Annotated in this window: 17 protein-coding genes; 6 read left to right on the top strand and 11 right to left on the bottom strand. The window is 70.9% G+C overall.

All coding sequences use genetic code 11. From position 1 onward, the window contains the following. Positions 1 to 39: 39 nt before the first annotated feature. Positions 40 to 2,610, bottom strand: a complete 2,571-nt coding sequence (locus IQ210_RS30635) for a YfhO family protein (protein ID WP_194082400.1) — start codon at positions 2,608 to 2,610, stop codon at positions 40 to 42. Positions 2,611 to 2,775: 165 nt separating this feature from the next. Here IQ210_RS30635 and IQ210_RS30640 point away from each other — a divergent pair, with 165 nt between their 5' ends. Further along, entirely contained in the window at positions 2,776 to 3,222 is a 447-nt protein-coding gene (locus tag IQ210_RS30640; RefSeq protein WP_194082401.1) for a carboxymuconolactone decarboxylase family protein, read from the top strand. On the opposite strand, the gene IQ210_RS30645 is transcribed toward IQ210_RS30640, so the two are convergent. Further along, entirely contained in the window at positions 3,209 to 5,686 is a 2,478-nt protein-coding gene (locus IQ210_RS30645; RefSeq protein ID WP_194082402.1) for an alpha-L-arabinofuranosidase C-terminal domain-containing protein, read from the bottom strand. The two genes, IQ210_RS30640 and IQ210_RS30645, sit on opposite strands and share 14 nt — an antisense overlap. Positions 5,687 to 5,835: 149 nt before the next feature. On the opposite strand from IQ210_RS30645, the gene IQ210_RS30650 reads away from it, so the two are divergent. Then, the gene (locus IQ210_RS30650) at positions 5,836 to 6,279 is read left to right on the top strand and encodes a DUF6314 family protein (RefSeq protein WP_194082403.1); all 444 of its coding nucleotides are present in this window, start codon (positions 5,836 to 5,838) and stop codon (positions 6,277 to 6,279) included. Positions 6,280 to 6,284: 5 nt separating this feature from the next. On the opposite strand, the gene IQ210_RS30655 is transcribed toward IQ210_RS30650, so the two are convergent. From IQ210_RS30655 to IQ210_RS30665, 3 genes are all read right to left on the bottom strand, one after another. Next, on the bottom strand, positions 6,285 to 6,878 hold the full coding sequence (locus tag IQ210_RS30655; protein ID WP_194082404.1) for a histidine phosphatase family protein: 594 nt from the start codon (positions 6,876 to 6,878) through the stop codon (positions 6,285 to 6,287). 122 nt (positions 6,879 to 7,000) lie between these two features. Further along, positions 7,001 to 7,426 carry a GNAT family N-acetyltransferase gene (locus tag IQ210_RS30660; protein WP_194082405.1) on the bottom strand — a complete coding sequence of 142 codons (426 nt, stop codon included), beginning with the start codon at positions 7,424 to 7,426 and terminating at the stop codon, positions 7,001 to 7,003. 54 nt (positions 7,427 to 7,480) lie between these two features. Next, the gene (locus tag IQ210_RS30665; protein ID WP_194082406.1) at positions 7,481 to 8,914 is read right to left on the bottom strand and encodes an aminotransferase-like domain-containing protein; all 1,434 of its coding nucleotides are present in this window, start codon (positions 8,912 to 8,914) and stop codon (positions 7,481 to 7,483) included. Between IQ210_RS30665 and IQ210_RS30670 the strand changes: the two genes are divergently transcribed. Beyond that, positions 8,913 to 9,827, top strand: a complete 915-nt coding sequence (locus tag IQ210_RS30670; RefSeq protein WP_194082407.1) for a DMT family transporter — start codon at positions 8,913 to 8,915, stop codon at positions 9,825 to 9,827. The two genes, IQ210_RS30665 and IQ210_RS30670, sit on opposite strands and share 2 nt — an antisense overlap. 93 nt (positions 9,828 to 9,920) lie before the next feature. Continuing rightward, positions 9,921 to 10,118 (top strand): DUF1918 domain-containing protein, encoded by a 198-nt coding sequence (locus tag IQ210_RS30675; RefSeq protein ID WP_194082408.1) that lies wholly within the window; start codon positions 9,921 to 9,923, stop codon positions 10,116 to 10,118. 26 nt (positions 10,119 to 10,144) lie between these two features. Here IQ210_RS30675 and IQ210_RS30680 read toward each other — a convergent pair whose 3' ends face one another. Further along, entirely contained in the window at positions 10,145 to 11,401 is a 1,257-nt protein-coding gene (locus tag IQ210_RS30680; RefSeq protein WP_194082409.1) for a glycoside hydrolase family 10 protein, read from the bottom strand. Positions 11,402 to 11,683: 282 nt separating this feature from the next. On the opposite strand from IQ210_RS30680, the gene IQ210_RS30685 reads away from it, so the two are divergent. Together IQ210_RS30685 and IQ210_RS30690 are read left to right on the top strand one after the other, a co-directional pair. Continuing rightward, entirely contained in the window at positions 11,684 to 12,544 is an 861-nt protein-coding gene (locus IQ210_RS30685; RefSeq protein ID WP_194082410.1) for a 3-hydroxybutyryl-CoA dehydrogenase, read from the top strand. A gap of 223 nt (positions 12,545 to 12,767) precedes the next feature. After that, positions 12,768 to 13,025 (top strand): hypothetical protein, encoded by a 258-nt coding sequence (locus IQ210_RS30690; protein WP_194082411.1) that lies wholly within the window; start codon positions 12,768 to 12,770, stop codon positions 13,023 to 13,025. A gap of 21 nt (positions 13,026 to 13,046) precedes the next feature. Here IQ210_RS30690 and IQ210_RS30695 read toward each other — a convergent pair whose 3' ends face one another. The 5 genes from IQ210_RS30695 to pheS form a co-directional block, all read right to left on the bottom strand. Continuing rightward, positions 13,047 to 13,592, bottom strand: a complete 546-nt coding sequence (locus IQ210_RS30695) for an NUDIX hydrolase (protein WP_194082412.1) — start codon at positions 13,590 to 13,592, stop codon at positions 13,047 to 13,049. A gap of 74 nt (positions 13,593 to 13,666) precedes the next feature. Further along, a complete protein-coding gene (locus IQ210_RS30700) occupies positions 13,667 to 15,007 on the bottom strand; it encodes a transcriptional regulator (protein WP_194082413.1) in 1,341 nt (446 codons plus the stop codon). A gap of 281 nt (positions 15,008 to 15,288) precedes the next feature. After that, positions 15,289 to 16,347, bottom strand: coding sequence for a PP2C family protein-serine/threonine phosphatase (locus IQ210_RS30705; protein WP_194082414.1), 1,059 nt, complete (start codon positions 16,345 to 16,347; stop codon positions 15,289 to 15,291). Positions 16,348 to 16,483: 136 nt separating this feature from the next. Next, positions 16,484 to 18,994, bottom strand: a complete 2,511-nt coding sequence (pheT, locus tag IQ210_RS30710) for a phenylalanine--tRNA ligase subunit beta (protein ID WP_194082415.1) — start codon at positions 18,992 to 18,994, stop codon at positions 16,484 to 16,486. Further along, entirely contained in the window at positions 18,994 to 20,115 is a 1,122-nt protein-coding gene (gene pheS, locus IQ210_RS30715; RefSeq protein ID WP_079309919.1) for a phenylalanine--tRNA ligase subunit alpha, read from the bottom strand. The genes pheT and pheS overlap by 1 nt, the downstream gene beginning before the upstream one ends. Positions 20,116 to 20,169 lie beyond the last annotated feature (54 nt).

A 20,169-nucleotide genomic window follows, 5' to 3' on the forward strand; every position in this document is an offset into this window, starting at 1 on the left:
CTCCTCTTGGATGGCATGACTATACGCAGCGATGCACGTTTATGCAATCTTGGCGAGGTCCTCACGCGAGGCGGGGCGCGCCGACGGGCGGGGGCTGCGCCGCCGTCGCACCACGCCCACCACTCCGAGCAGAAGGACGGTCACGAAGGCCACTCCCCCGACCGTCATACCCAGCCGCAAACCGGGTGGCCGGAAAGTACAGGTGACGGTGTTCGAGGTGCCGTCGAGAGGCACGGATATCAGCCCGTGGTAATTCCCGGCCGGTGCGGCGGCCGAATTGCCGGCGGCGCAGCGCCAGCCGGCGATTCGAGGGGCCGCGACAACTGCGATTCCCTTGCTGCCGGCCGGGAGCTCCGCCCGGATCGCGCTGTCCGAGACCGTGACCTTCGTGGCACCGGTGTTCTTGAGCCGCTGGACGGCGGTGCGCAGCTTGCCGGTGTCCAGGCAGCCGACCGCACCCGCCGGGATTCTGCCCGGGCGGTGGGCGGACAGCTCGATGGTCAGCCGCCCGGACGGCGGGACCGTACCGAGCGGCTGCATGGCGGCGCGCTTGCTCGCGTCGGACCTGAAGCGGGCGGCCGGGCCGGAAGCACCGGTGAGCTGGGCCGTGCCGGCGAAGTGCGGAGCCCAGAGATACGCCTCGCTGCCCGCCGGGCACCGGGCGCTGACGGTCTCGGCGCTCACGACGAGCCGGGGCACGGTGTAGACGCGGGCGCCGAGCAGCAGCTCCTGGTTGCGGTACGGCGACGGCCCGAAGGCGGGTGCGGTGGCGGCCGTGGGCCGTACGGTCACCAGGGGCGGCACGTCCTGGCGGGACACAGTCACCCGGCCGTCGGGCTCAGGAGACTGGCTCTGGTGCGGGTCCGGCGGTGAGTGCACCCGGGCGCCGACGGAGAAGATCACGTCCGTGACGGCGTTGTCCAGGCTCTGGAGGCTGCGGCCGCCCGAGGTCCAGCCGCCGCCGAGGGCGGTGAGCGTGCGCAGGAGCACGTCGGAGGTGTGGCTGCTGTAGTACTGCGCGCCCTGGCCGCCGACGAGCATGGGGTCGTTGGCGACGGTCTGCTCCCGGCCCGGGTCGGTGCGGTAGCGGGGCCAGCCGTCGGCCCTTGCGATCACCTCCGCCTGCCGCTGCTGCCGGTCGCCCCAGGGCGCGTAGTCGTCCAGGTGCGCGAGCCGCAATCGGGAGGCCACGGCGGAGGTGGCGACGGTCTCGCCGAACTGGGCACCGAGGAGGAGTACGACGGCGAGGGCGACGGGCGCGGTACGGCGGGCGCCGGCGGGGAGACGCCGGTCGCCCCCACGGAGGAGACGCCTGGCTCGGTCGCCGAGCGGACGCCAGTCGCCCGCCCCGCTAACCACGCCCAGCAGCATCAGCCCGCCCAACGCGCCCGCCGTGGCCAGGAGCAGCACCGGCCAGGCGACCTGCCGCACCAGATCGCTCCGCGCGGCGACCGCCACGATCAGGGCGAGGACACCCGTGGCCGCGCCCAGCGCCCGCGGTGCCGGCACACCGTACGAGAGCGCGTGCCAGGCCGCCATCACCAGCAGCGCGCACACCACGAAGGCCTGCCGGTACGGGCTGCCCTGCGGAGCGGCGAAGGCGTGCCAGAGGAGATGGGTCGGGCCCCACTGCATCGACAGCGTCACCCCGGCCACCAGCAGCGTCCATCCGACGCGCACCGGCCGGGGGGCCGCCCGGTGGAAGGGCAGGGCGAGGGCGAGCAGCAGCGCCGTGGTGCCGACGAAGAGCGCCGGGGAGCCGAAGCTGTACGTCGTCGGCAGCAGCCGGGCCAGCAGGTCCTCGGCGCCGACCGGCTTGAACTCGGTGAACCTGCCCGGGGAGGCGTGGGTGGTGCCGAAGTACACCACCGTCACGACGGGCGCGGCCAAGCCGACCCCGAGGGCCACGGTCAGCCCGGCACGCCCCGCCACCGCCGCCTTCCGGCGCGGCGGGAGACCGGACAGGGCCAGCCTCAGGAGGAGGACGAGAGCGGCGGCGAGGGTGGCCATGTAGGCGGTGTAGAAGTTGGCGATCCAGGCCGCCGTCACGACCAGCACGCCGAGGAGCGGTCGCCTCCGGTGCAGAATCCATTCGCCGGCCAGGCACAGCAGGGGCAGGGCGATGAGGCCGTCGAGCCACATGAGGTTGTACACGGCCGCCGCCACGGTCCACCCGCACAGGGCGTACGACACTCCCAGCAGCCCCGCCGCCCACCAGCGCCCGGGGCGCAGCGCGAGCAGCAGCCAGGCCATGGCAGCGGCGGCGCACGCGACCTTCAGGACGGTGATCACATACACCGCGAGGTCGATCTCGTCCCGCGGGAACACCGCCACGAGCAGCGCGAAGGGGCTGGTGAGGTAGGTGCCGAGGTCGGGCAGGAAGCTGCTGCCGTACCCGGACTGCCAGTTGACGAGGAGACCGCCGTCGGCGCGGCCGTGCAGCAGGTCCCACAGGTGGGCGTGGAAGGGCACGTACTGGTTGCCGAGGTCGTTGACGGTGCGGGTGCGCGGGCCGAAGGGGTAGCTGCGGGCGACGGCGTCGGCGGCACAGAACACGACGACGGTGATCAGCGCCGCGAGTCCGGCCGCGGCTCGCCGAGGTCTTGGCATACCGCTGTGCAATTCGGGCCCCCCGTCCGGGGGTTCATCCCCGTGCGTCCATTCGCAGCAATTCACTGCACCCTTTTAGACAGAGGGGGAATACGACCGGTTGTGCGGTCGCCGAAAGTGGTGGAATGAATTCCAGCTTATTGGAAGGTTAATGGAGGGCACGACATGACGGACGGCACCACCCGTGAAGAGCGTTTCGCCCAGGGTATGGAGGTGCTGCGGAGCGTCGACGGCGAGGTCGGGCAGCGGGTCATCGACTCGCTCGCCGACATCAGCCCCGAGATGGGCCACCAGATCGTCGCCTGGGGCTTCGGCGAGATCTACTCCCGGCCCGAACTCCAGCCCAGGGACCGCCAGTTGGTGACGCTGGGCATGCTCACCGCGCTCGGTGGCTGCGAGCCGCAGCTGGAGGTGCACATCAACGCGGCGCTGAACGTGGGCCTGACGCCCCAGCAGATCGTCGAGGCGCTGCTGCACTCCGCCGGTTACTGCGGCTTCCCGCGGGCCCTGAACGCCACGTTCGTCGCGAAGAAGGTCTTCGACGAGCGTGGGCTGCTGCCGGTCGACCAGCAGCAGCCCACGCCCCCTGAGAACCCGCCTACTTCTGCTTGATCCGCAGGAAGGTGACGGAGTTCGCCGGGAAGGTGTACGTGAACTTGTCGGCGACCCCGTCGAACGTGGACTTCACCGGTGCCACCGGGGTTTCCGTCTCGGTGTTCACCGCGTTGGCGTCGGCTGTCAGCGTGGTGACCCGCGCCTTGGACGCGACCTTCGCGCCGCCGAGGTCGATCGCCGTACGGGCCGCGGTGGCCTGGGCGTTGACGACCTTGACGATCAGGTCACCGGTCTTCTTGTCCTTGGTGACGACCTGGCGGAACGGCTCGGCCGGCTTGTCGTCGGTGAAGCTGCCCCACTCCTGGCCGTCGAGGTACAGGGTGACCTGGCGGCCGCGCACCTTGACGTCGATGTCGTAGGTGCGGCCCGTCTCGATCGTGCCGGGCTTGGAGATGAGCGTGGACTTGCCGCCGTCCACGGCCTGTTCGACGGCGGACTGGGTGTTGTTCCAGCCGCCGAGGTTCCACCAGTAGTAGTTGCCGGTGTCCTTGACGCCGAAGGCGACGAGGAAGCCCTCCTTGCCGGACTTCTTGGTGGCCTTCACCTTCAGGTCGTAGTCGTGCCAGTTCGTGTCACCGGCCGACACCATGGTGTTCTCGGCGGCGACGTCGGTCTGCACGTACTGCCCGTCCTGGATCGCCCAGCTGCCGCCCCCGGTGTGCGTCCACTTGGACGCGTCACCCGAGAAGTCGTCGCTCAGCAGGGAGTTGCCCTCGGCGTCCGTGACCTTGACGTCGTCGTAGGCCGCGGTGGTCGCCCAGGTGGACAGGCCGACGGCACCGGTGATGGGGCCCGTGAGCGAGGGGGTGCCGGTGGCGGTCGACGGGACGACGCGGTCGCCGATGTTGTTCATGAACAGCTTCTGGACCTCGTAGTTGGCCGAGTTCCAGGCCGCGTGGTTGTTGAACCAGATGAGGTCCGGCTGCCACTGGACGTAGTCCTCGTTGGCGAACAGCGGGGCGTACGAGGCGAGTTTGACGACGTCCGCGTTGCGCTCCAGGCCGGTCATGTACGCCGCCTCGGCGAGACCGTTCTTGAAGGCGTTGCCCCACGAGGCGTATTCACCGAGGAAGACCTTCGGGCCGTTCCGGTCGTAGGAGTCGTAGCGGTCGTTGTTCTGCAGGAACCACTGGGTGCTGTTGTAGTAGTGCTCGTCGACCATGTCGACCTTGGCGTCCTTGTTGAGCTGCCACGCCGTGTCGAAGGTCGTACCGGCGTCGTCCGGGCCGGAGTTGGAGATGACCGTGATGTCGGGGTACTTCGCCTCGATGGCGGTGCGGAACTGCTTGAACCGGGCGAAGAACGCCTCGGGGAGGTTCTCCTCGTTGCCGACCTCGATGTGGGTGAGGTGGAAGGGCTTGGGGTGGCCCATCTGCGCGCGCTTCTTGCCCCACTCGCTGGTCACCGGGCCGTTGGCGAACTCGATGAGGTCCAGGGTGTCCTGGATGTGCCGCTTGAGCAGCGCCTCGTCGTCGACGGCCTTGTTCTGGCCGCAGCCGGTCACCAGGGCGGGGACCACGGGCAGCGGCATGGCGCCGATGTCCTCGGAGAGGCGGAAGTACTCGTAGTAGCCGAGGCCGTAACTCTGGTTGTAGCCCCAGAAGTTGGAGTTGGTGGCGCGCTCCTCTACCGGGCCGATGGTGTCCTTCCACTGGTAGGACCGCTTGCGCTGGTAGCCGGAGGCCTCGCTGTAGTCCTCCATGGAGCCGGTGTTGACCAGGCAGCCGCCGGGGAAGCGCACGAAGCCGGGGTGCAGGGCCTCGATCTTCTCGGCGAGGTCCTTGCGCAGACCGTTGGGCTCGTTCCGGTAGGTGTCGCGCGGGAACAGGGACACCATGTCGAGCGCGGTCGCGCCGGGGGAGCCGACGGTGAGGCGGCCGTCGCTACTGGTGCGGGTCGCGGTGAAACCGGCCTTGTACTTGGCCCAGCCGCTCTTGGTCACGGCCACCTGGCGGGCGGTCGCGAGGCTGCCGTCGGCGTCCTGGAGGGTGACCGTGAGGGTCGTGCCGGCCGCGGCGCGGGCCCACACCGAGAAGTCGTACCGCTTGCCCTCCTCGACGCTGATGCCGGTGTTGTAGCCCACGTTCGTGACGGACGAACCGGCGCCCAGGGTGAGGTAGTTGCGATTGCGGGCGTTCAGGCGTCCGTCGTCGTTGACGACCTGGCCGGTGCCGTCGACCGTCCAGGAGGTGAGGGGCGTGTACGACTTGTTGTCGTCGGTGGAGTACTCGAAGGACCGGTTCTGCACGAGCTCGGCGTACAGACCGCCGTCGGCGGCCCGGTTGATGTCCTCGAAGAAGACGCCGTACATCGTGTCGTCGATCTTCGCGCCCTTGGCGGTGGGGTCGACGGTGATGGCGTAGTCGGTGGCGTCCTCGGCATGGGCGGGGGCGGGGATGAGGCCGGCCGCCGCGAGGAGGGCGGTGGCGGCTATGCCGTATCTCCAGCGGGTGCGTGACATGAATACTCCGCGGCTCGATAAGGGGGAGTCGTTCAAGGCTTGTTCGAGATATCAGACGCTGATCAGCACTTCGAACGGCAAGATAGGGAGAGAGATCGAAGAGCGTCAACGGGTCGCGCGGTACCGAAAGTGTCGGAAGCGAGGAAGCAATGGGCGAGTTCTGGCCGGTACCGGACGTACTGACGTATCTGGCCGGGAGCTGGCGGGTGGAGCGGAGCGTGCGGGACCTGGCGAGCGGGCAGACGGGGGCCTTCACCGGTACGACGGTTTTCGGCCCGTCGGAGGAGGACGGCCTCCTGCACCACGAGTCGGGCACGTTCACCTGGCTCGGCGTCCCGCGGCCCGCCGAGCGGACGCTGCGCTTCCTGCCGGGCGGGCGGCCGGGCACGGCGGACGTCCGCTTCGCCGACGGCCGGCCCTTCCACGACCTGGACCTGACGACCGGCCGGCATGTCGCCGACCATCCGTGCTCGGCGGACCTCTACCGCGGCGAGTTCAGCGTCCTCGACGCGGACCACTGGCGGACGGTGTGGCGGGTGGGCGGCCCCGCCAAGGACCTGGTCCTGACCACCGACTACGCCCGCGAGGCCTGAACCGACTACGCCCGTGAGGACTGAGCCGACGCCCCGTCGAAGCGCAGGTTCCAGCGGCCCGCGTGGCCGGTGAGGGTGGTGGTCGACAGGGGGCGCACGTCGATGTTCCAGTACGTCGACGGGGGCGCCTTCAGGGCGTACACCAACGCCGCCCGGACGACCGAGGGTTCGGCGACGGCGACGATCCTTCCGCCGTCGCCCACGGGCCGCGTGTCGAGCCAGCCGCCGACGCGCGTGATGAACGACAGCAGCGACTCGCCGCCGTGCGGGACGCCGCGCGGGTCGGCGAGCCAGGCGTCCACCGCCTCCGGCTCGCGCGCCATCGCCTCGCCCAGCGTCAGTCCGCGCCAGCGGCCCATGTCGCAGTCCCGCAGCGCCAGTTGCACGAGCGGGGCGTAACCGAGGGCGTCGCCGGTGGCGCGGCTGCGCGGGGTCGGCGAGCAGTAGCGCAGCTCGGCGGCGGACAGGGGCAGCAGCTCCTGCGCGGAGCGCTGCACCTCGTCCCAGCCGGCCTGATCGAGGGGCCGGTCGTCCTCGAACCGCTCCGCGAGCAGCGGGGAGCTGCGGGCGGCGGCGACGAATGTGACCCGGAGTGCCATGCGGTGATGGTGAGTGGAGAAAGTGCGCAGGTCAAGGGGCGTTACCCGGGAGTTACGCAGGGTCGGTAAACCCTCACACCGAGGTCGGGACGGGCCGGACAAGTCACCTGAAACGATGGGGCCTAGTACAGGTACGCCATCCACTGATCCGGCTGGGCGAGGGGCGTGAAGCCGGCCTTCTCGTAGACGCCGTGCGCGTCGTGCGTGGCGAGGAGAATGCGCCGCAGCCCGTACTCCCGCAGGTGCTCGCGCACCGCCTCGACCAGCGAGGTCCCGAGCCCCTTCCCGCGCACGGACGGATCGACGTACACATCGCACAGCCACCCGAAGGTGGCCCGGTCGGTGATCACCCGCGCATACGCCACCTGCTCCCCCGAAGCGGTGTCGTACACCCCGAAGTTCAGCGACCCGGCGATGGCCCGGTCCTGCTTCTCCCGGGACCGGCCGAGTGCCCAGTAGGCGTCCTCGGACAGCCAGCGATGCACCCGCTCGGCGTCGATGCGGTCGGGGTCGGTGGAGATCTGGTAGCCGGTGGCGAGGTCGCTCATGGCGGGATCTTCGCAGGGGGCGGCGGTCGGGAGCCAACGGTTTCCCGCGCTCCCCTACAGCACCTCGTCACAAGCCGTACGAAGCCGTCGTACCCCTTCCGCGATCTCCCCCGCCCCCGCGACCGCCGCGAAGCTCAACCGGATGTGGCCTGCCGGGGGTTCGGCGCTGAAGTAGGGGCGGCCCGGGGTGATGGCGACGCCGGCGCGCAGGGCCGCGGCCGTCAGGGCGGGCTCGGGGAGGGTCTCGGGCAGGCGGAGCCAGAGGTGGTAGCCGCCGGACGGGACGTGGGGCAGGGCGAGTTCGGGGAGGTTCAGGCGCAGGGCCGCGGTCATGGTGTCGCGGCGGGCTCTCAAGTCCGCGGAGATCGACCGGAGATGGCGGGGCCAGGCCGGGGAGCCGACGAGTTCCAGGGCCGCCTCCTGGAGGGGTCTCGGCACGAAGAAGGTGTCGACGATCTGGATGGCGCGCAGGCGCTCCAGGACCGGGCCCCGGGCGGCGAGCGCGCAGACGCGGAAGCTCGGTGAGGTCGCCTTCGTCAGCGAGCAGACGTGGACGACCACCCCGTCCGCGTCCTCGGCGGCCAGCGGTCGCGGGAGTTCGCCGGCGTCCTCGTGCACGAGCCGTCGTACGAAGTCGTCCTCGATGACGAACGCGCCCGCCTCGCGCGCGATCCGCAGCACCTCGCCCCGGCGTTCGGCGGCCAGCACCGCGCCGGTCGGGTTCTGGAAGAGGGGCTGGCAGATGAACACCCGGGCGCCGGTGGCGCGGAAGGCGTCCGCGAGGAGTTCGGGGCGTACTCCGTCCGCGTCCACCGGGACCGGCACCGGTCGCAGGCCCGCCGCCCTCGCGATCGCCAACATGCCGGGGTACGTGGGCGATTCGACCAGGACCGGTGCCCCCGGCGGCGCCAGCGCGCGCAGCGCGATCGTCAGCGCCGACTGGCCGCCCGCGGCGATCAGCACTTCGGCCGCGCTCACCGCCCCGCCGATGCTCCGCGCGAACCACTCCCGCAGCTCGACCAGCCCCTCCAGCGGCGGCCGCCCCCACGCCCCCGGACGCCGTGAAGCCCGGGACAGTGCGGCGGCGAGGGCCTGCTCGGGCTGGAGGGAGGGGTGGAGATAACCGCCGGTGAACTCGATGACGCCGGGCGGCGGTGTGGCGAGCGAGACGACGACCCCGGACGCGTCCACCGAGCGCGGCACGAGGTCGGGCGACGCGTCCGCGCTCAGGGCCACCTCCTGCCAGGAGGTGTCACCGGCGGGGGCGGCAGTCGTCCGGGGCCGGCTGCGGAACGCCCCGGCGCCGGGGCGGGTCACCACCAGCCCCTCCGCGGCCAGCTGGGCCAGGGCCCGGGAGACGGTCACCGGACTCACCCGGTACTGCTCGACCAGGGCCCGGCTGGACGGGAGCTTTCCACCCGGCGAGTAGCGGTCGAGCTCCCGCCGCAGGCGTTCCGCCAGTTCACCGACGCTGCTACGCTCTTGCATGAGAGTACAGAGTAGCGCTACCACCCCGGTCGCGATAGCGGTCGACAGCCGGCCCTACCGGGCGACCGGCACCCTCCTCGCCGCGCTCGGTGTCGTCGCCTTCTCCCTCACCTTTCCCGCGACGGCGTGGGGCCTGGAGGGCTTCGGGCCGTGGTCACTGGTCGCCGTGCGGTCGGTCCTCGCGGCGCTGATCGCCGGGGCCTGTCTGCTGGCCCTGCGCGTCCCCCTGCCGGACCGGCGGCACCGGGCCGGGCTCGCGGTCGTCGCCGCCGGGGTCGTGGTCGGCTTCCCGCTGCTCACCACCCTCGCGCTCCAGACCTCCACCACCGCGCACGCCGCCGTCGTGGTCGGTCTGCTCCCGCTCACCACCGCGCTGCTGTCCGCCCTGCGCATGGGCACCCGCCCGTCCCGCACCTTCTGGACGGCCGCCCTCGCCGGCGCCGCCGCGGTGATCGCCTTCACCGTCCAGCAGAGCGGCGGCGCCCTCACCACCGCCGACCTCTACCTCTTCGCCGCGCTGCTGGTGTGCGCGGCCGGGTACACCGAGGGCGGCCGGCTGGCCGGGGTCATGCCGGGCTGGCAGGTCATCGGCTGGGCGCTGGTGCTGTGTCTGCCGTTCACCCTGCCCGCCGCCGTGGTGGCGTTGTCGTACGAGCCCGTCGCGCTGACGTTCCACAGCGTAAGCGGGCTGCTCTGGGTCGCGGCGGGCTCGCAGTTCCTCGGTCTGGTCGTCTGGTACCGGGGCATGGCGACGATCGGCATCCCCAAGGCCAGCCAGTTGCAGTTGGCCCAGCCGCTGCTCACACTGGTGTGGTCGGTGCTGCTGCTCGGCGAGCACCTGACGGTGGCCGCCCCACTGACGGCCGCGGCGGTGCTGGTGTGCATCGCCGTCACGCAGCGGGCGCGCGGTTGAGGGGCGGGTACGCACCGGTTCCCACCGGGTCCTCGCGCCGTAAACTCAAGGCCACGGACCGCTGCTCCCGGACATGGTGAGGAGGCCCCGAAGATGCGTGCAACCGTGGGCGACCAGCTCGTCCAGCACGGCAGGGTGGTCGGACAGCACGACAAGGTCGGCGAGATCGTCGAGGTCATGGGACAGGGCGGCAACCCCCCGTACCGCGTCCGTTTCGAGGACGGGCACGAGGGCGTGTGCTCACCCGGCCCCGACACCGAGATCCGGCACCGGCAGCAGACCAGCCAGTAGCCCGGCGCGAGCCGGCGGCCAGTGGCTCAGCGCGGTGGCTGCGCCGGTTCCTGGTAGTGGTCGGCCACCACCCGCGCCATGGCCCCGGTCGGGTCCGCCGCGACCTCGCGGGCGGCGAAGAAGACATGCCCGCGCACCTGCACCTGGTCGGACGCGAGCGCGAGGTGCCTCGACAGTTCGGCGGGGTCCTGCCAGGCGGCGGGCTGCGCCGGATCGCCGGCCTTGTAGAGGGCCTCGCCCACGTACAGCTTCGTCCTGCTGCCCCGCGCCTGCTGCGCCCACCAGGGCACGAGCTTGGCGTAGTCGGCGACCGAGAAGCCGATGTTCCAGTAGATCTGCGGGACGATGTAGTCGATCCAGCCCTCCCGGACCCATTTACGGGTGTCGGCGAAGACGTCGTCGTACGCCTGCATCGCCTTCGTCTCCGAGCCCAGCGGGTCGGTGGAGGCGTTGCGCCACACGCCGAAGGGGCTGATCCCGAACTGGGTGGTGGGCCGGATCTGCTTGATCTTCGCGGCCGTTTCCAGGACCAGCTTGTCGATGTTGCTGCGCCGCCAGTCCGCCCGGGTGTCGAAGCCGCCGCCGTAGGCGTCGAAGGCCGCGTCGTCGTCGAAGGTCTGGCCCGCGACCGGATACGGGTAGAAGTAGTCGTCGAAGTGGACCGCGTCCACCGGGTACTTGCGCACCGCGTCCAGGATCGCCTTCTCCACGAAGGCGCGGACCTTCGGCAGCCCGGGGTTGTAGTACATCTTGCCGCCGTACGTCACCACCCACTCCGGGTGCACCCGGGCGGGGTGGGAGGCGACGAGCTTCGTCGGGTCGGCGTGGTTGGCGATCCGGTACGGGTTGAACCAGGCGTGCAGTTCCAGGCCGCGGGCGTGGGCCTCCTCGACCGCCGTGCCGAGCGGGTCCCAGCCCGGGGCCTTGCCCTGCGTGCCGGTGAGGACCTGCGACCAGGGCTCGTACGGCGAGGGCCACAGCGCGTCGGCCGCGGGCCGCACCTGGAGGATCACCGTGTTCAGGCGCCGCTCCACGGCCTGGTCGAGCAGCTTGATCAGCTCGGCCCGCTGCTGTGCGGCGGTCAGCCCCGCCTTCGAGGGCCAGTCGCGGTTGGCGACGCTCGCCACCCACACGCCCCGCATCTCACCGGGCCCCCGGCGCCGCGGGGAGTCCGATCCGCCGGCCATCGCCGCGCCCGCCGCCACCGCGCCGCCGCCCGCCACGAGAGCCGACAGGGCGGTCACCGCGAACGCCCGCCTCGACAGCCGTGACTTCCGATGCATCCTCACTCGTACCTCCGTGGTTCCGTCCAGCCGCAGCCTGCCATGCGGACCCCGGGCATTCGATCAACGATCGCCGAAGGGAACGTGCAGATTTGCGGCAGGCACCGAGTCGTCCCGCACGCTCCCCGGACCAGCCGGTCCGCTCGACCTCCGGCGGAGCCGCCGTCGAGCATGTCCGACCCGATCGATCGATCATCGATACTTTCCAGTAACGTGCACGGATGGAGCAGGCTGCGAACCACGCGGGTCCTGCCGGATTCGTAGATCTGCGAAGGGGACGATGTGACCGACATCGAGCGCGTCGGAGTGGTGGGCTGTGGACAGATGGGCGCGGGCATCGCCGAGGTGTGCGCCCGCTCCGGACTGGACGTGAAGGTCGCCGAGACCACCGGTGAGGCCCTGGAGATCGGTCGGACCCGGCTGCTGAACTCCCTGGCCAAGGCCGCCGAGCGCGGCAAGATCACCGAGGAGGAGCGGGACTCCGCGCTGGCCCGGCTCTCCTTCACCACCGACCTCGGCGAGTTCGCCGACCGCGACCTGGTCATCGAGGCCGTCGTGGAGAACGAGCAGGTGAAGACGGAGATCTTCCAGGTGCTCGACCAGGTCGTGACCCGGCCGGACGCGATCCTCGCCTCCAACACCTCCTCCATCCCCCTGGTGAAGCTGGCGGTCGCCACCTCGCGGCCCGACCAGGTCATCGGCATCCACTTCTTCAACCCCGCCCCGGTGCAGAAGCTCGTCGAGCTGATCCCGGCGCTCACCACTTCCGAGGGCACGATCAGCCGCGCCCAGGGCTTCGCCGAGAAGCTGCTCGGCAAGCACGCGATCCGGGCCCAGGACCGCTCCGGCTTCGTGGTGAACGCCCTCCTCGTCCCGTACCTCCTGTCCGCGATCCGGATGTTCGAGTCGGGCATCGCGGGCCGCGAGGACATCGACAACGGCATGGAGATGGGCTGCGCCCACCCGATGGGCCCGCTGAAGCTGTCGGACCTGATCGGTCTGGACACGATCGTCTCCATCGCCAACTCGATGTACGAGGAGTACAAGGAGCCGCTGTACGCCGCTCCCCCGCTGCTCCAGCGCATGGTCGACGCCGGCCGTCTCGGCCGCAAGACCGGTTCCGGCTTCTACACCTACGGCTGACACGTCCCGGCCAGGTGCACAGTGCCCGTTACAGGGTGCTGATTACACACTGCGACGAACACGGGCCCGGCACTCTTCGGAGCGCCGGGCCCGCCGTATTCACACACCGTGTGCGCGCCGGGCCCGCATATGCCCGTCGCACACGCTCCCCACGCGCCCACCAGGGGAGTTGACTCCTCATGCGCATGCAAGGGATGTGATGACTACGGAAAGGAGCGGACAAGTGACCGCCGACCCGGAGCATCCCGTGGTCCATGGAGAACTCGCAGAGTTACGCCGCCGCCTCGATGTCGCGTACGCGCGTGTCGAGGGAGGGCTCGCACTGCTCAGCCATCGCACGGAGGAGACGGACAAGGAAGTGGACGACCTGAGTTCACGGATCGTCGCGCTGGAGCACGCCCGTTGGCCGCTGCCCGCGGTCGCGGCCGTCACGGCCGTGGGCGCGCTCATCGTCGCGGTCTGGCAGGCCCTCGGGCACTAGGGACCGGGACGTGGTGGGGGATCAGGGCAAGACGTCCTGACCGAGCCTGAGATGGTGCAGCAGGAGTAAGGCGGCCGCCATGTTGGCGGCCGGGACCTCGCCGCGGGCGACCATGTCGGGGACGAGCTTGAGGGGGACCCATTCCCGGCGGTCCGACTCGAAGTCGTCCACGGGGTGTCCGACGTACTCGCCCTCGTCGGCCCAGTAGATGTGGTGCCGGGCGTCGGTGAGCCCGTTGGACGGTTCCACGCTCATGAGATGGTGCAGCGGGCCCGGCCGCCAGCCGGTCTCTTCCTCGAGTTCCCTGGCGGCCGCGCTCGCGATGTCCTCGCCGTCCTCGACGACGCCCGCGGCCAGTTCCCACCCCCAGCTGTCGGTGATGAAGCGGTGGCGCCACAGGAGCAGGACCTCGTTGGCCTCGTTCACCACCGTGGCCACGGCGACGGGCCGCAGCCGTATCAGAAAGTGATCCAGGTGCCGCCCGTCCGGCAGTTCCACATCTGCCAGGTTGACGGTGAACCAGCGGTTCGCATACACAGTTTGTTCGTTCTGTTTCGTCCACTGCACGGTTCTGCCACCTTCCGTCGAGTAAGTGGCAATATCGCAGCAGGGACTGTGGGTGTCCGCGCTCAGGAACCTGCCTACAGCGGTACGCGCAGTGCTCCGTCGATGAGTTCGGCTGCCTCGGCCGTGCCCGCGCAGCCGCTGCGGACCAGATGTTCGCGCACCGCCCGGAGTCTGTCGCGCAGTCTCTGGGACTCCATCCCGCGGGCCTGTTCGGCCATCTGCACCGCGGTGGCCACCGCCTTGTCGGCGTTGCCCCGGCGCAGCTCGATCGTGCTGAGCATCGCCAGCCGGTGCACCCGGCCGCGGTCATGGGCCGGGTTGTCCACGGCCGCCGCGGCATGCTCGCCCGCGGCCACCAGCTCGCCGAGGCTGAGCAGCGCCTCCGCCACCTGGACGTTGACCAACCCCGGTTGGACATAGCCCGTTTCGTCGGGTTCGTATCCACGCCGGATGCGTTCGGCGGCCTGCTCGGCACGCCGGATGCAGGACAGCGCGCTCGTACCGTCACCGAGGTGTGCGTACGCCTTCGCCTGCATCGCGTACAGGTCGGAGGCGAGGGCGGGGGTGATGTGCTTGCCGGCGGCGCGCAACGCGGCCTCCGCGAAGGCGACGGCCTGCCGGTGCTCGCGCATGAACAGCGCCTGGTTGACGAGCAGCGCGATCACATAGGCGCCGAGTCCCCGGTCGCCGCTGGCCTTCGCCAGCCGCAGCGCCTGGTGGAAGTACCGCTGCGCGAGACCGTGCGCGTCGGAGTCGTACGCGCAGATCCCCGCGATCGCCACCAACCCGCCCGTGGCCCGGTGCAGTTGGCGGCCGGTGGCGTCGGTGTAGCTGCCGCGCAGTAACGGCGCCGCCTCGGCGTTGAGGAAACCGACGATCCGGGTACGGGTCGCTATGCCGCCCGCCTTGCGGTACATCTGCTCGTAGTGCGTCCGGGCCGCCCGCAGCATCTCCAGGTCGCCGACGGTCACCCGATGCCGCCCGCCCCGCGACACGTCGACGTCCTCGGGCGGGTTCTCCCACTCCCACACCGGCATGACGGCGGGCGTGCCGGTGACCGCGGGCGCGCCCAGGATGTGCGGGCGCTGCTGCTCGTCGGAGCGCCACAGGGCGGTGGCCCGCTCCACGAACCCGGACAGCGAGGTGCCGTGCGGGGCGGAGGGTTCGCCGGGTACGCCGAGCCCGATGTCGTCGAGGGTGACGGTCCGGTGCAGCCGTCCCGCGAGCACCTCGCAGATCAGGTCGGGCACCTGGCCGCGGGGGCGCTGCCCCTTCAACCAGCGTGCCACGGCGGTGTGTTCGTAGCGGAGCGCGAGCCCGCGCGCCCGTCCCGCCTGGTTCACGTGTGCGGCCAACCCCGCGTGCGAGATCCCCGCCTCGTCCAGGATCGCGTCGAGCAGAGTATTGGGCTGCATATATGCCCCCCGGGTGGCTCGGTGCGGACAGAGTAGTGGGTCGGGGTTCACACGGGGTGTGAACGGAGTGCTCGAATCCGCAGCGTGCGCGCACTGTCGCGGAGAGTTTCCAGCCGGTTGACTGAAATGCCTCGCAAGAGGCCGGCCGGGCCGCCGGCTCCCCCTCGTACAGTGCGGCGGCCCGATTCCGCGCCGTCCGCCCAGCTGCCTGCCCGACACTCCGTGGCGGGGCGGACGGCGTCGCCGCGCTGGCTTGGCGGTGCGACTCAACGCCGTTGGGGTTAAAGGTGCGTTGTCGGCTGCGGGTGCGATGTGGCTGGTCGCGCAATTCCCCGCGCCCCTGAGGGGTGTCTGTGTGGGCGGTCGTTTCGTAGCACCAGTAAGGCGATGTCGTCCTTCGGGGTTCCGGTGGTGTGTCGTAGAAGCGCCGTGAAAACAGAGCCCAATAGAGCCTGGGGGACCTGGTCCGCAGCCTTCTCAAGGGCCGCCCTCAGGGAGAAGAACCGGCCATTCGTGTCCCTTGCGTCCTCGGCTCCGTCTGTGTGGAGGACGAGGGTCTCGCCCGGGAGGAGGTGGCCGCAGGGCATCGCCGGCAGGTGGGACGGCAAGGGAAACGGCCCGAGCGGAGGGAGGGGATCCGCTCGGGTGAGGGGGTCCACCCGGGGGCCGCTGAGGAGATACGGCCAGGGGTGGCCGCAGTTCAGTGCGTACAGCGCGCCGTCCTGACGGATCTCCAGGAGCAGTACGGTGACGAACTCCTCGGCGACCGGATTCTCCGGCTCCGCCCCACTGGACGGATGCTCGGCGCGGGCCCGCTCGCGCAGATGCCGGGCGTGGGCCCGCTCCAGCCGCCGTAGGACACAGCCGAGTTCGGGCTCGTCGTGCACGGCCTCGCGGAAGCTGCCCAGGACGGCGGCGGCCGTGCTGATGGCCGCGAGGCCATGGCCCCGTACATCGCCCATGACCGCGCGCACCCCGTGCTCGGTGGCGATGACCTCGTAGAGATCGCCGCCGACGGATGCCCCGCGGTCCGCCGACAGCTGGGCGGCGGCGACGTTCAGCCCGTCGATCCGCGGGGGCAGCGGCCGCAGCAGCGCGCTCTGCGCGACGCCGGCGACCTGCCGGATCTGCCGCAGCTCACGCAGCAGCGCCTTGCGGACGTGGAGTATCAGCCCGGTGCCGACGGCGAAGAAGACGGCGCTGGTGGCGAGCCGCGCCTCGAACCCGGTCTGCTGGGCGAGCGGGCACGTCATCTTGTACGAGATCGCCACGGCACCCCAGGCCGTGGGCAGCCCCAGCGCGAGCACCTTGCGGGGAACCCGACCCCTGATACGGATCATGCCGATGGCCCCCCATATAGGCCCAGACAGCAGAATCGGACCGACCCCGAAAGGCCGGTCCGATTCTGTCGAGCCATGGCCCGGATGGACCAGATCACTGGGAGTTCTCACTCAAACGAGTGAGGTAACGGATTCCTCAACCGCGCAGGACGGCTCCGGTCCGCTCCCCCGCCAGCGCAACAGCCGCATCCCGCGCAGCCGACGCCTCATCAACCGTCAGCGTCCGGTCCGCGGAGCGGAACCGCAGCGCATACGCCAGTGACTTCTTCCCGTCACCCAGCTGCTCCGCGTTCTCGTAGACGTCGAACAGCCGGATGCCCTCCAGCAGTTCACCGGCGCCCTCCCGCAGCGCCGCCTCGACGTCCGCGTGCGGTACGAACTTGTCCACGACCAGCGCCACATCCTGCGTAGCGACAGGGAACGTGGAGATGCCCGGCGCCTGCGGCGTGTCGTCGCCGACGGCCTCCAGCGCGTCCAGGTCCAGCTCCATCGCACAGGTACGGACGGGCAGGCCGAAGGCCTTCACCACGCGCGGGTGCAGCTCACCGGCGTGACCGACGACCTTCTCGGCCCCGTCCGCCACGACCACGAGCTCGGCGCACCGACCCGGATGCCACGGCCCGTACTGACCGCCGCGGACGAGCAGTTCGACCCCGGCCTCACGGGCGACCGCCCGCGCCGCCTCGATGGCGTCGGCATAGTCGGCCGGACGGCCCTTGCCCCACCAGCCGGCCTGCTCGCGCGCCCCGGCGAGGACCGCGGCGACATGGCGCGGCTGCTCGGGCAGCGCGGCGTTGAGGTCGGCGATCTCCTCGTCGGTGGGACGCCGGTCCACCGGCAGCGCGGCGGCGACCTTCTGCTCCTCGCGCGGCAGGAACACCAGCCCCGTCTCGAAGAGGGCGAGGTCGTGCGAGCCCCGGCCGTCGTTGCGCCGCAGCGCGCCCAGCAGGCCCGGCAGCAGCGTCGTACGGAGCGCGGGCTCCTCGTCGTTGAGCGGGTTGGTGAGCTTGACGACGCGGCGGGCCGGGTCGTCGGCCTCCAGGAGGAGCTGGTCGAAGACCTGCTCGCCGATGAAGGGGTAGTTCGGCGCCTCGACGTACCCGGCACCGGCCAGTGCCCGGCCGACGCGGCGGTGCAGCCGCTGCCGGTGGGTGAGGCCGCGGCCCGACGGGGGCTTGGGCAGCGTGGAGGGCAGGTTCTCGTAGCCCTCCAGGCGGATGACCTCTTCGGCGAGGTCGTTGACCTCGGTGAGGTCGGGACGCCAGGACGGGACGGTGACGATGAGCTCGTCCTGCCCGTACACGTCACAGCCGACCTGCTGGAGACGGCGTACGACAATCTCACGGCCGTAGTCCACGCCCGCCACCTTGTCCGGGTGGTCGGCCGGGACGGCGATGGTGTGCGGCGCGGACGGCGCGGCGATCTCGGTGACGCCGGCGTCGGCGGTGCCGCCCGCGAGGAGGACGAGGAGGTCGACCGTGCGCTGGGCCGCCGCGGCGGCGGCCGCCGGGTCGACACCGCGCTCGAAGCGGCGGGACGCCTCCGAGGACAGCTTGTGGCGACGGGCGGTGCGCGCGATCGACACCGCGTCGAAGTGCGCGGCCTCGACGACGACGTCGGTGGTGCCCTCGCCCTCCTCGTGGTCGGCGATCTCCGTGTTGGCGCCGCCCATCACGCCGGCGAGGCCGATCGGGCCGCGGTCGTCGGTGATGACCAGGTCCTCGGCGTGCAGCTTCCGCGTGACGCCGTCGAGGGTGACGATCTGCTCGCCCTCGGCGGCCCGGCGGACGCCGATGGTGCCCTGGACCAGCTTGCGGTCGTAGGCGTGCAGCGGCTGGCCGAGCTCCATCATCACGTAGTTGGTGATGTCGACGGCGAGCGAGATCGGGCGCATGCCGACCTTCTGGAGCCGGCGCTTCAGCCAGATCGGGGAGCGGGCCTCGGGGCTGAGGCCGCCGACCGTACGGGCCGTGAAGCGGTCGCAGCCGTAGGGCTCGGAGACCTGGACCGGGTAGCCGTAGGCGTTGGGGCCCGGGACGTCGAGGAGGGCCGGGTCGCGCAGCGGCAGGCCGTAGGCGATGGCGGTCTCACGGGCGACGCCGCGGATGGACAGGCAGTCGCCGCGGTTGGCGGTGACGGCGATGTCCAGGACCTCGTCGACCAGCTCAAGCAGTTCGATGGCGTCCTTGCCGACCTCGGTCTCCGGCGGCAGCACGATGATGCCCTTGGTGCCGTCGTCGCCCATGCCCAGCTCGTCGCTGGAGCAGATCATGCCGTGGGACGTCTTGCCGTAGGTCTTGCGGGCGGAGATGGCGAAACCGCCGGGCAGCTCCGCGCCGGGGAGCACGACGACGACCTTGTCGCCGACGGCGAAGTTGCGGGCGCCGCAGACGATCTCCTGGGGCTCACCGGTGCCGTTGGCGGTGCCGACGTCGACCGTGCAGAACCGGATCGGCTTCTTGAAGCCCTCCAGCTCCTCGATGGTCAGCACCTGGCCGACGACCAGGGGGCCCTTGAGGCCGTCGCCGAGCTGCTCGACGGTCTCCACCTCGAGGCCTGCCGAAATGAGCTTGGCCTGGACGTCACGCCCGGTCTCCGTCGCCGGCAGGTCGACGTACTCCCGCAGCCAAGAAAGCGGGACCCGCATCAGATCTCCATCCCGAACGGCCGGGTGAACCGGACGTCACCCTCGACCATGTCTCGCATGTCTTCGACGTTGTGGCGGAACATCAGCATCCGTTCGATGCCGAACCCGAAGGCGAATCCGCTGTACTTCTCGGGGTCCACACCGCAGGCCGTCAGGACCTTCGGGTTGACCATGCCGCAGCCGCCGAGCTCGATCCAGCCCTCGGAGGAGCAGGTGCGGCAGGGGCGGTCGGGGTTACCGACGGACTCGCCGCGGCAGACGTAGCACACCATGTCCATCTCGGCGGACGGCTCGGTGAAGGGGAAGAAGTTCGGGCGCAGCCGGGTCTTCATGCCCTCGCCGAACAGGGCCTGGACCATGTGGTCCATGGTGCCCTTGAGGTCGGCCATGGTGAGGCCCTCGTCGACGGCCAGCAGCTCGACCTGGCGGAAGACCGGGGTGTGGGTCGCGTCCAGCTCGTCGGTGCGGTACACGACGCCGGGGCAGATCACGTACACCGGCAGCTCACGGCTCAGCAGCGAGCGGATCTGCACGGGCGAGGTGTGGGTGCGCAGGACGACGCCGGACTCGGTGCCGCCCTCGGGGCCCTGCACGAAGAACGTGTCGGCCTCGCCGCGGGCCGGGTGGTCCGGGCCGATGTTCAGGGCGTCGAAGTTGAACCACTCGGCCTCGACCTGCGGGCCCTCGGCGACCTCGTAGCCCATGGCCACGAAGACGTCCTCGATGCGCTCCGACAGGGTGGTGAGCGGGTGGCGGGCGCCGGCCGGTACGCGGTCGTACGGCAGCGTGACGTCCACCGACTCCTCGACCAGTACGCGCGCGTCGCGCTCGGCCTCGAGTTCGGCCTGGCGGCCGGCGAGCGCCTTGTTCACCGCGCCGCGGGCCTGGCCGACGAGCTTTCCGGCGGCGGCCTTCGCGTGCGGGGGCAGGGCGCCGATCTCGCGGTTGGCGAGGGCCAGCGGCGAGGTGCCGCCGGTGTGGGCGACCTTGGCCTCCTGGAGCGCGTCGAGGGAGTCCGCGGCGGCGAAGGCGGCGAGCGCCTCGTCCCGCATGCGCTCGATCTCTTCTGGCTTCAATGCCTCGACCTCGACAGGGTCGTACGACTTATTCGGTGCCGACATCTCTTCCCGTGCTTCCGATTGGCTGGCGGATGGTCCCCGTGACCGGCGCTCTCA

It is taken from the genome of Streptomyces justiciae, from assembly GCF_015163075.1.
GTDB classification, from domain to species: domain Bacteria; phylum Actinomycetota; class Actinomycetes; order Streptomycetales; family Streptomycetaceae; genus Streptomyces; species Streptomyces justiciae.

What these genes read in the sequence shown, in the direction of transcription:
- IQ210_RS30635 (WP_194082400.1), bottom strand. Translation starts at nt 2,610, where the DNA reads ATGCCAAGACCTCGGCGAGCCGCGGCCGGACTCGCGGCGCTGATCACC.
- IQ210_RS30640 (WP_194082401.1), top strand. Translation starts at nt 2,776, where the DNA reads ATGACGGACGGCACCACCCGTGAAGAGCGTTTCGCCCAGGGTATGGAG.
- IQ210_RS30645 (WP_194082402.1), bottom strand. Translation starts at nt 5,686, where the DNA reads ATGTCACGCACCCGCTGGAGATACGGCATAGCCGCCACCGCCCTCCTC.
- IQ210_RS30650 (WP_194082403.1), top strand. Translation starts at nt 5,836, where the DNA reads ATGGGCGAGTTCTGGCCGGTACCGGACGTACTGACGTATCTGGCCGGG.
- IQ210_RS30655 (WP_194082404.1), bottom strand. Translation starts at nt 6,878, where the DNA reads ATGGCACTCCGGGTCACATTCGTCGCCGCCGCCCGCAGCTCCCCGCTG.
- IQ210_RS30660 (WP_194082405.1), bottom strand. Translation starts at nt 7,426, where the DNA reads ATGAGCGACCTCGCCACCGGCTACCAGATCTCCACCGACCCCGACCGC.
- IQ210_RS30670 (WP_194082407.1), top strand. Translation starts at nt 8,913, where the DNA reads ATGAGAGTACAGAGTAGCGCTACCACCCCGGTCGCGATAGCGGTCGAC.
- IQ210_RS30665 (WP_194082406.1), bottom strand. Translation starts at nt 8,914, where the DNA reads ATGCAAGAGCGTAGCAGCGTCGGTGAACTGGCGGAACGCCTGCGGCGG.
- IQ210_RS30675 (WP_194082408.1), top strand. Translation starts at nt 9,921, where the DNA reads ATGCGTGCAACCGTGGGCGACCAGCTCGTCCAGCACGGCAGGGTGGTC.
- IQ210_RS30680 (WP_194082409.1), bottom strand. Translation starts at nt 11,401, where the DNA reads ATGCATCGGAAGTCACGGCTGTCGAGGCGGGCGTTCGCGGTGACCGCC.
- IQ210_RS30700 (WP_194082413.1), bottom strand. Translation starts at nt 15,007, where the DNA reads ATGCAGCCCAATACTCTGCTCGACGCGATCCTGGACGAGGCGGGGATC.
- IQ210_RS30705 (WP_194082414.1), bottom strand. Translation starts at nt 16,347, where the DNA reads ATGATCCGTATCAGGGGTCGGGTTCCCCGCAAGGTGCTCGCGCTGGGG.
- pheT (WP_194082415.1), bottom strand. Translation starts at nt 18,994, where the DNA reads ATGCGGGTCCCGCTTTCTTGGCTGCGGGAGTACGTCGACCTGCCGGCG.
- pheS (WP_079309919.1), bottom strand. Translation starts at nt 20,115, where the DNA reads ATGTCGGCACCGAATAAGTCGTACGACCCTGTCGAGGTCGAGGCATTG.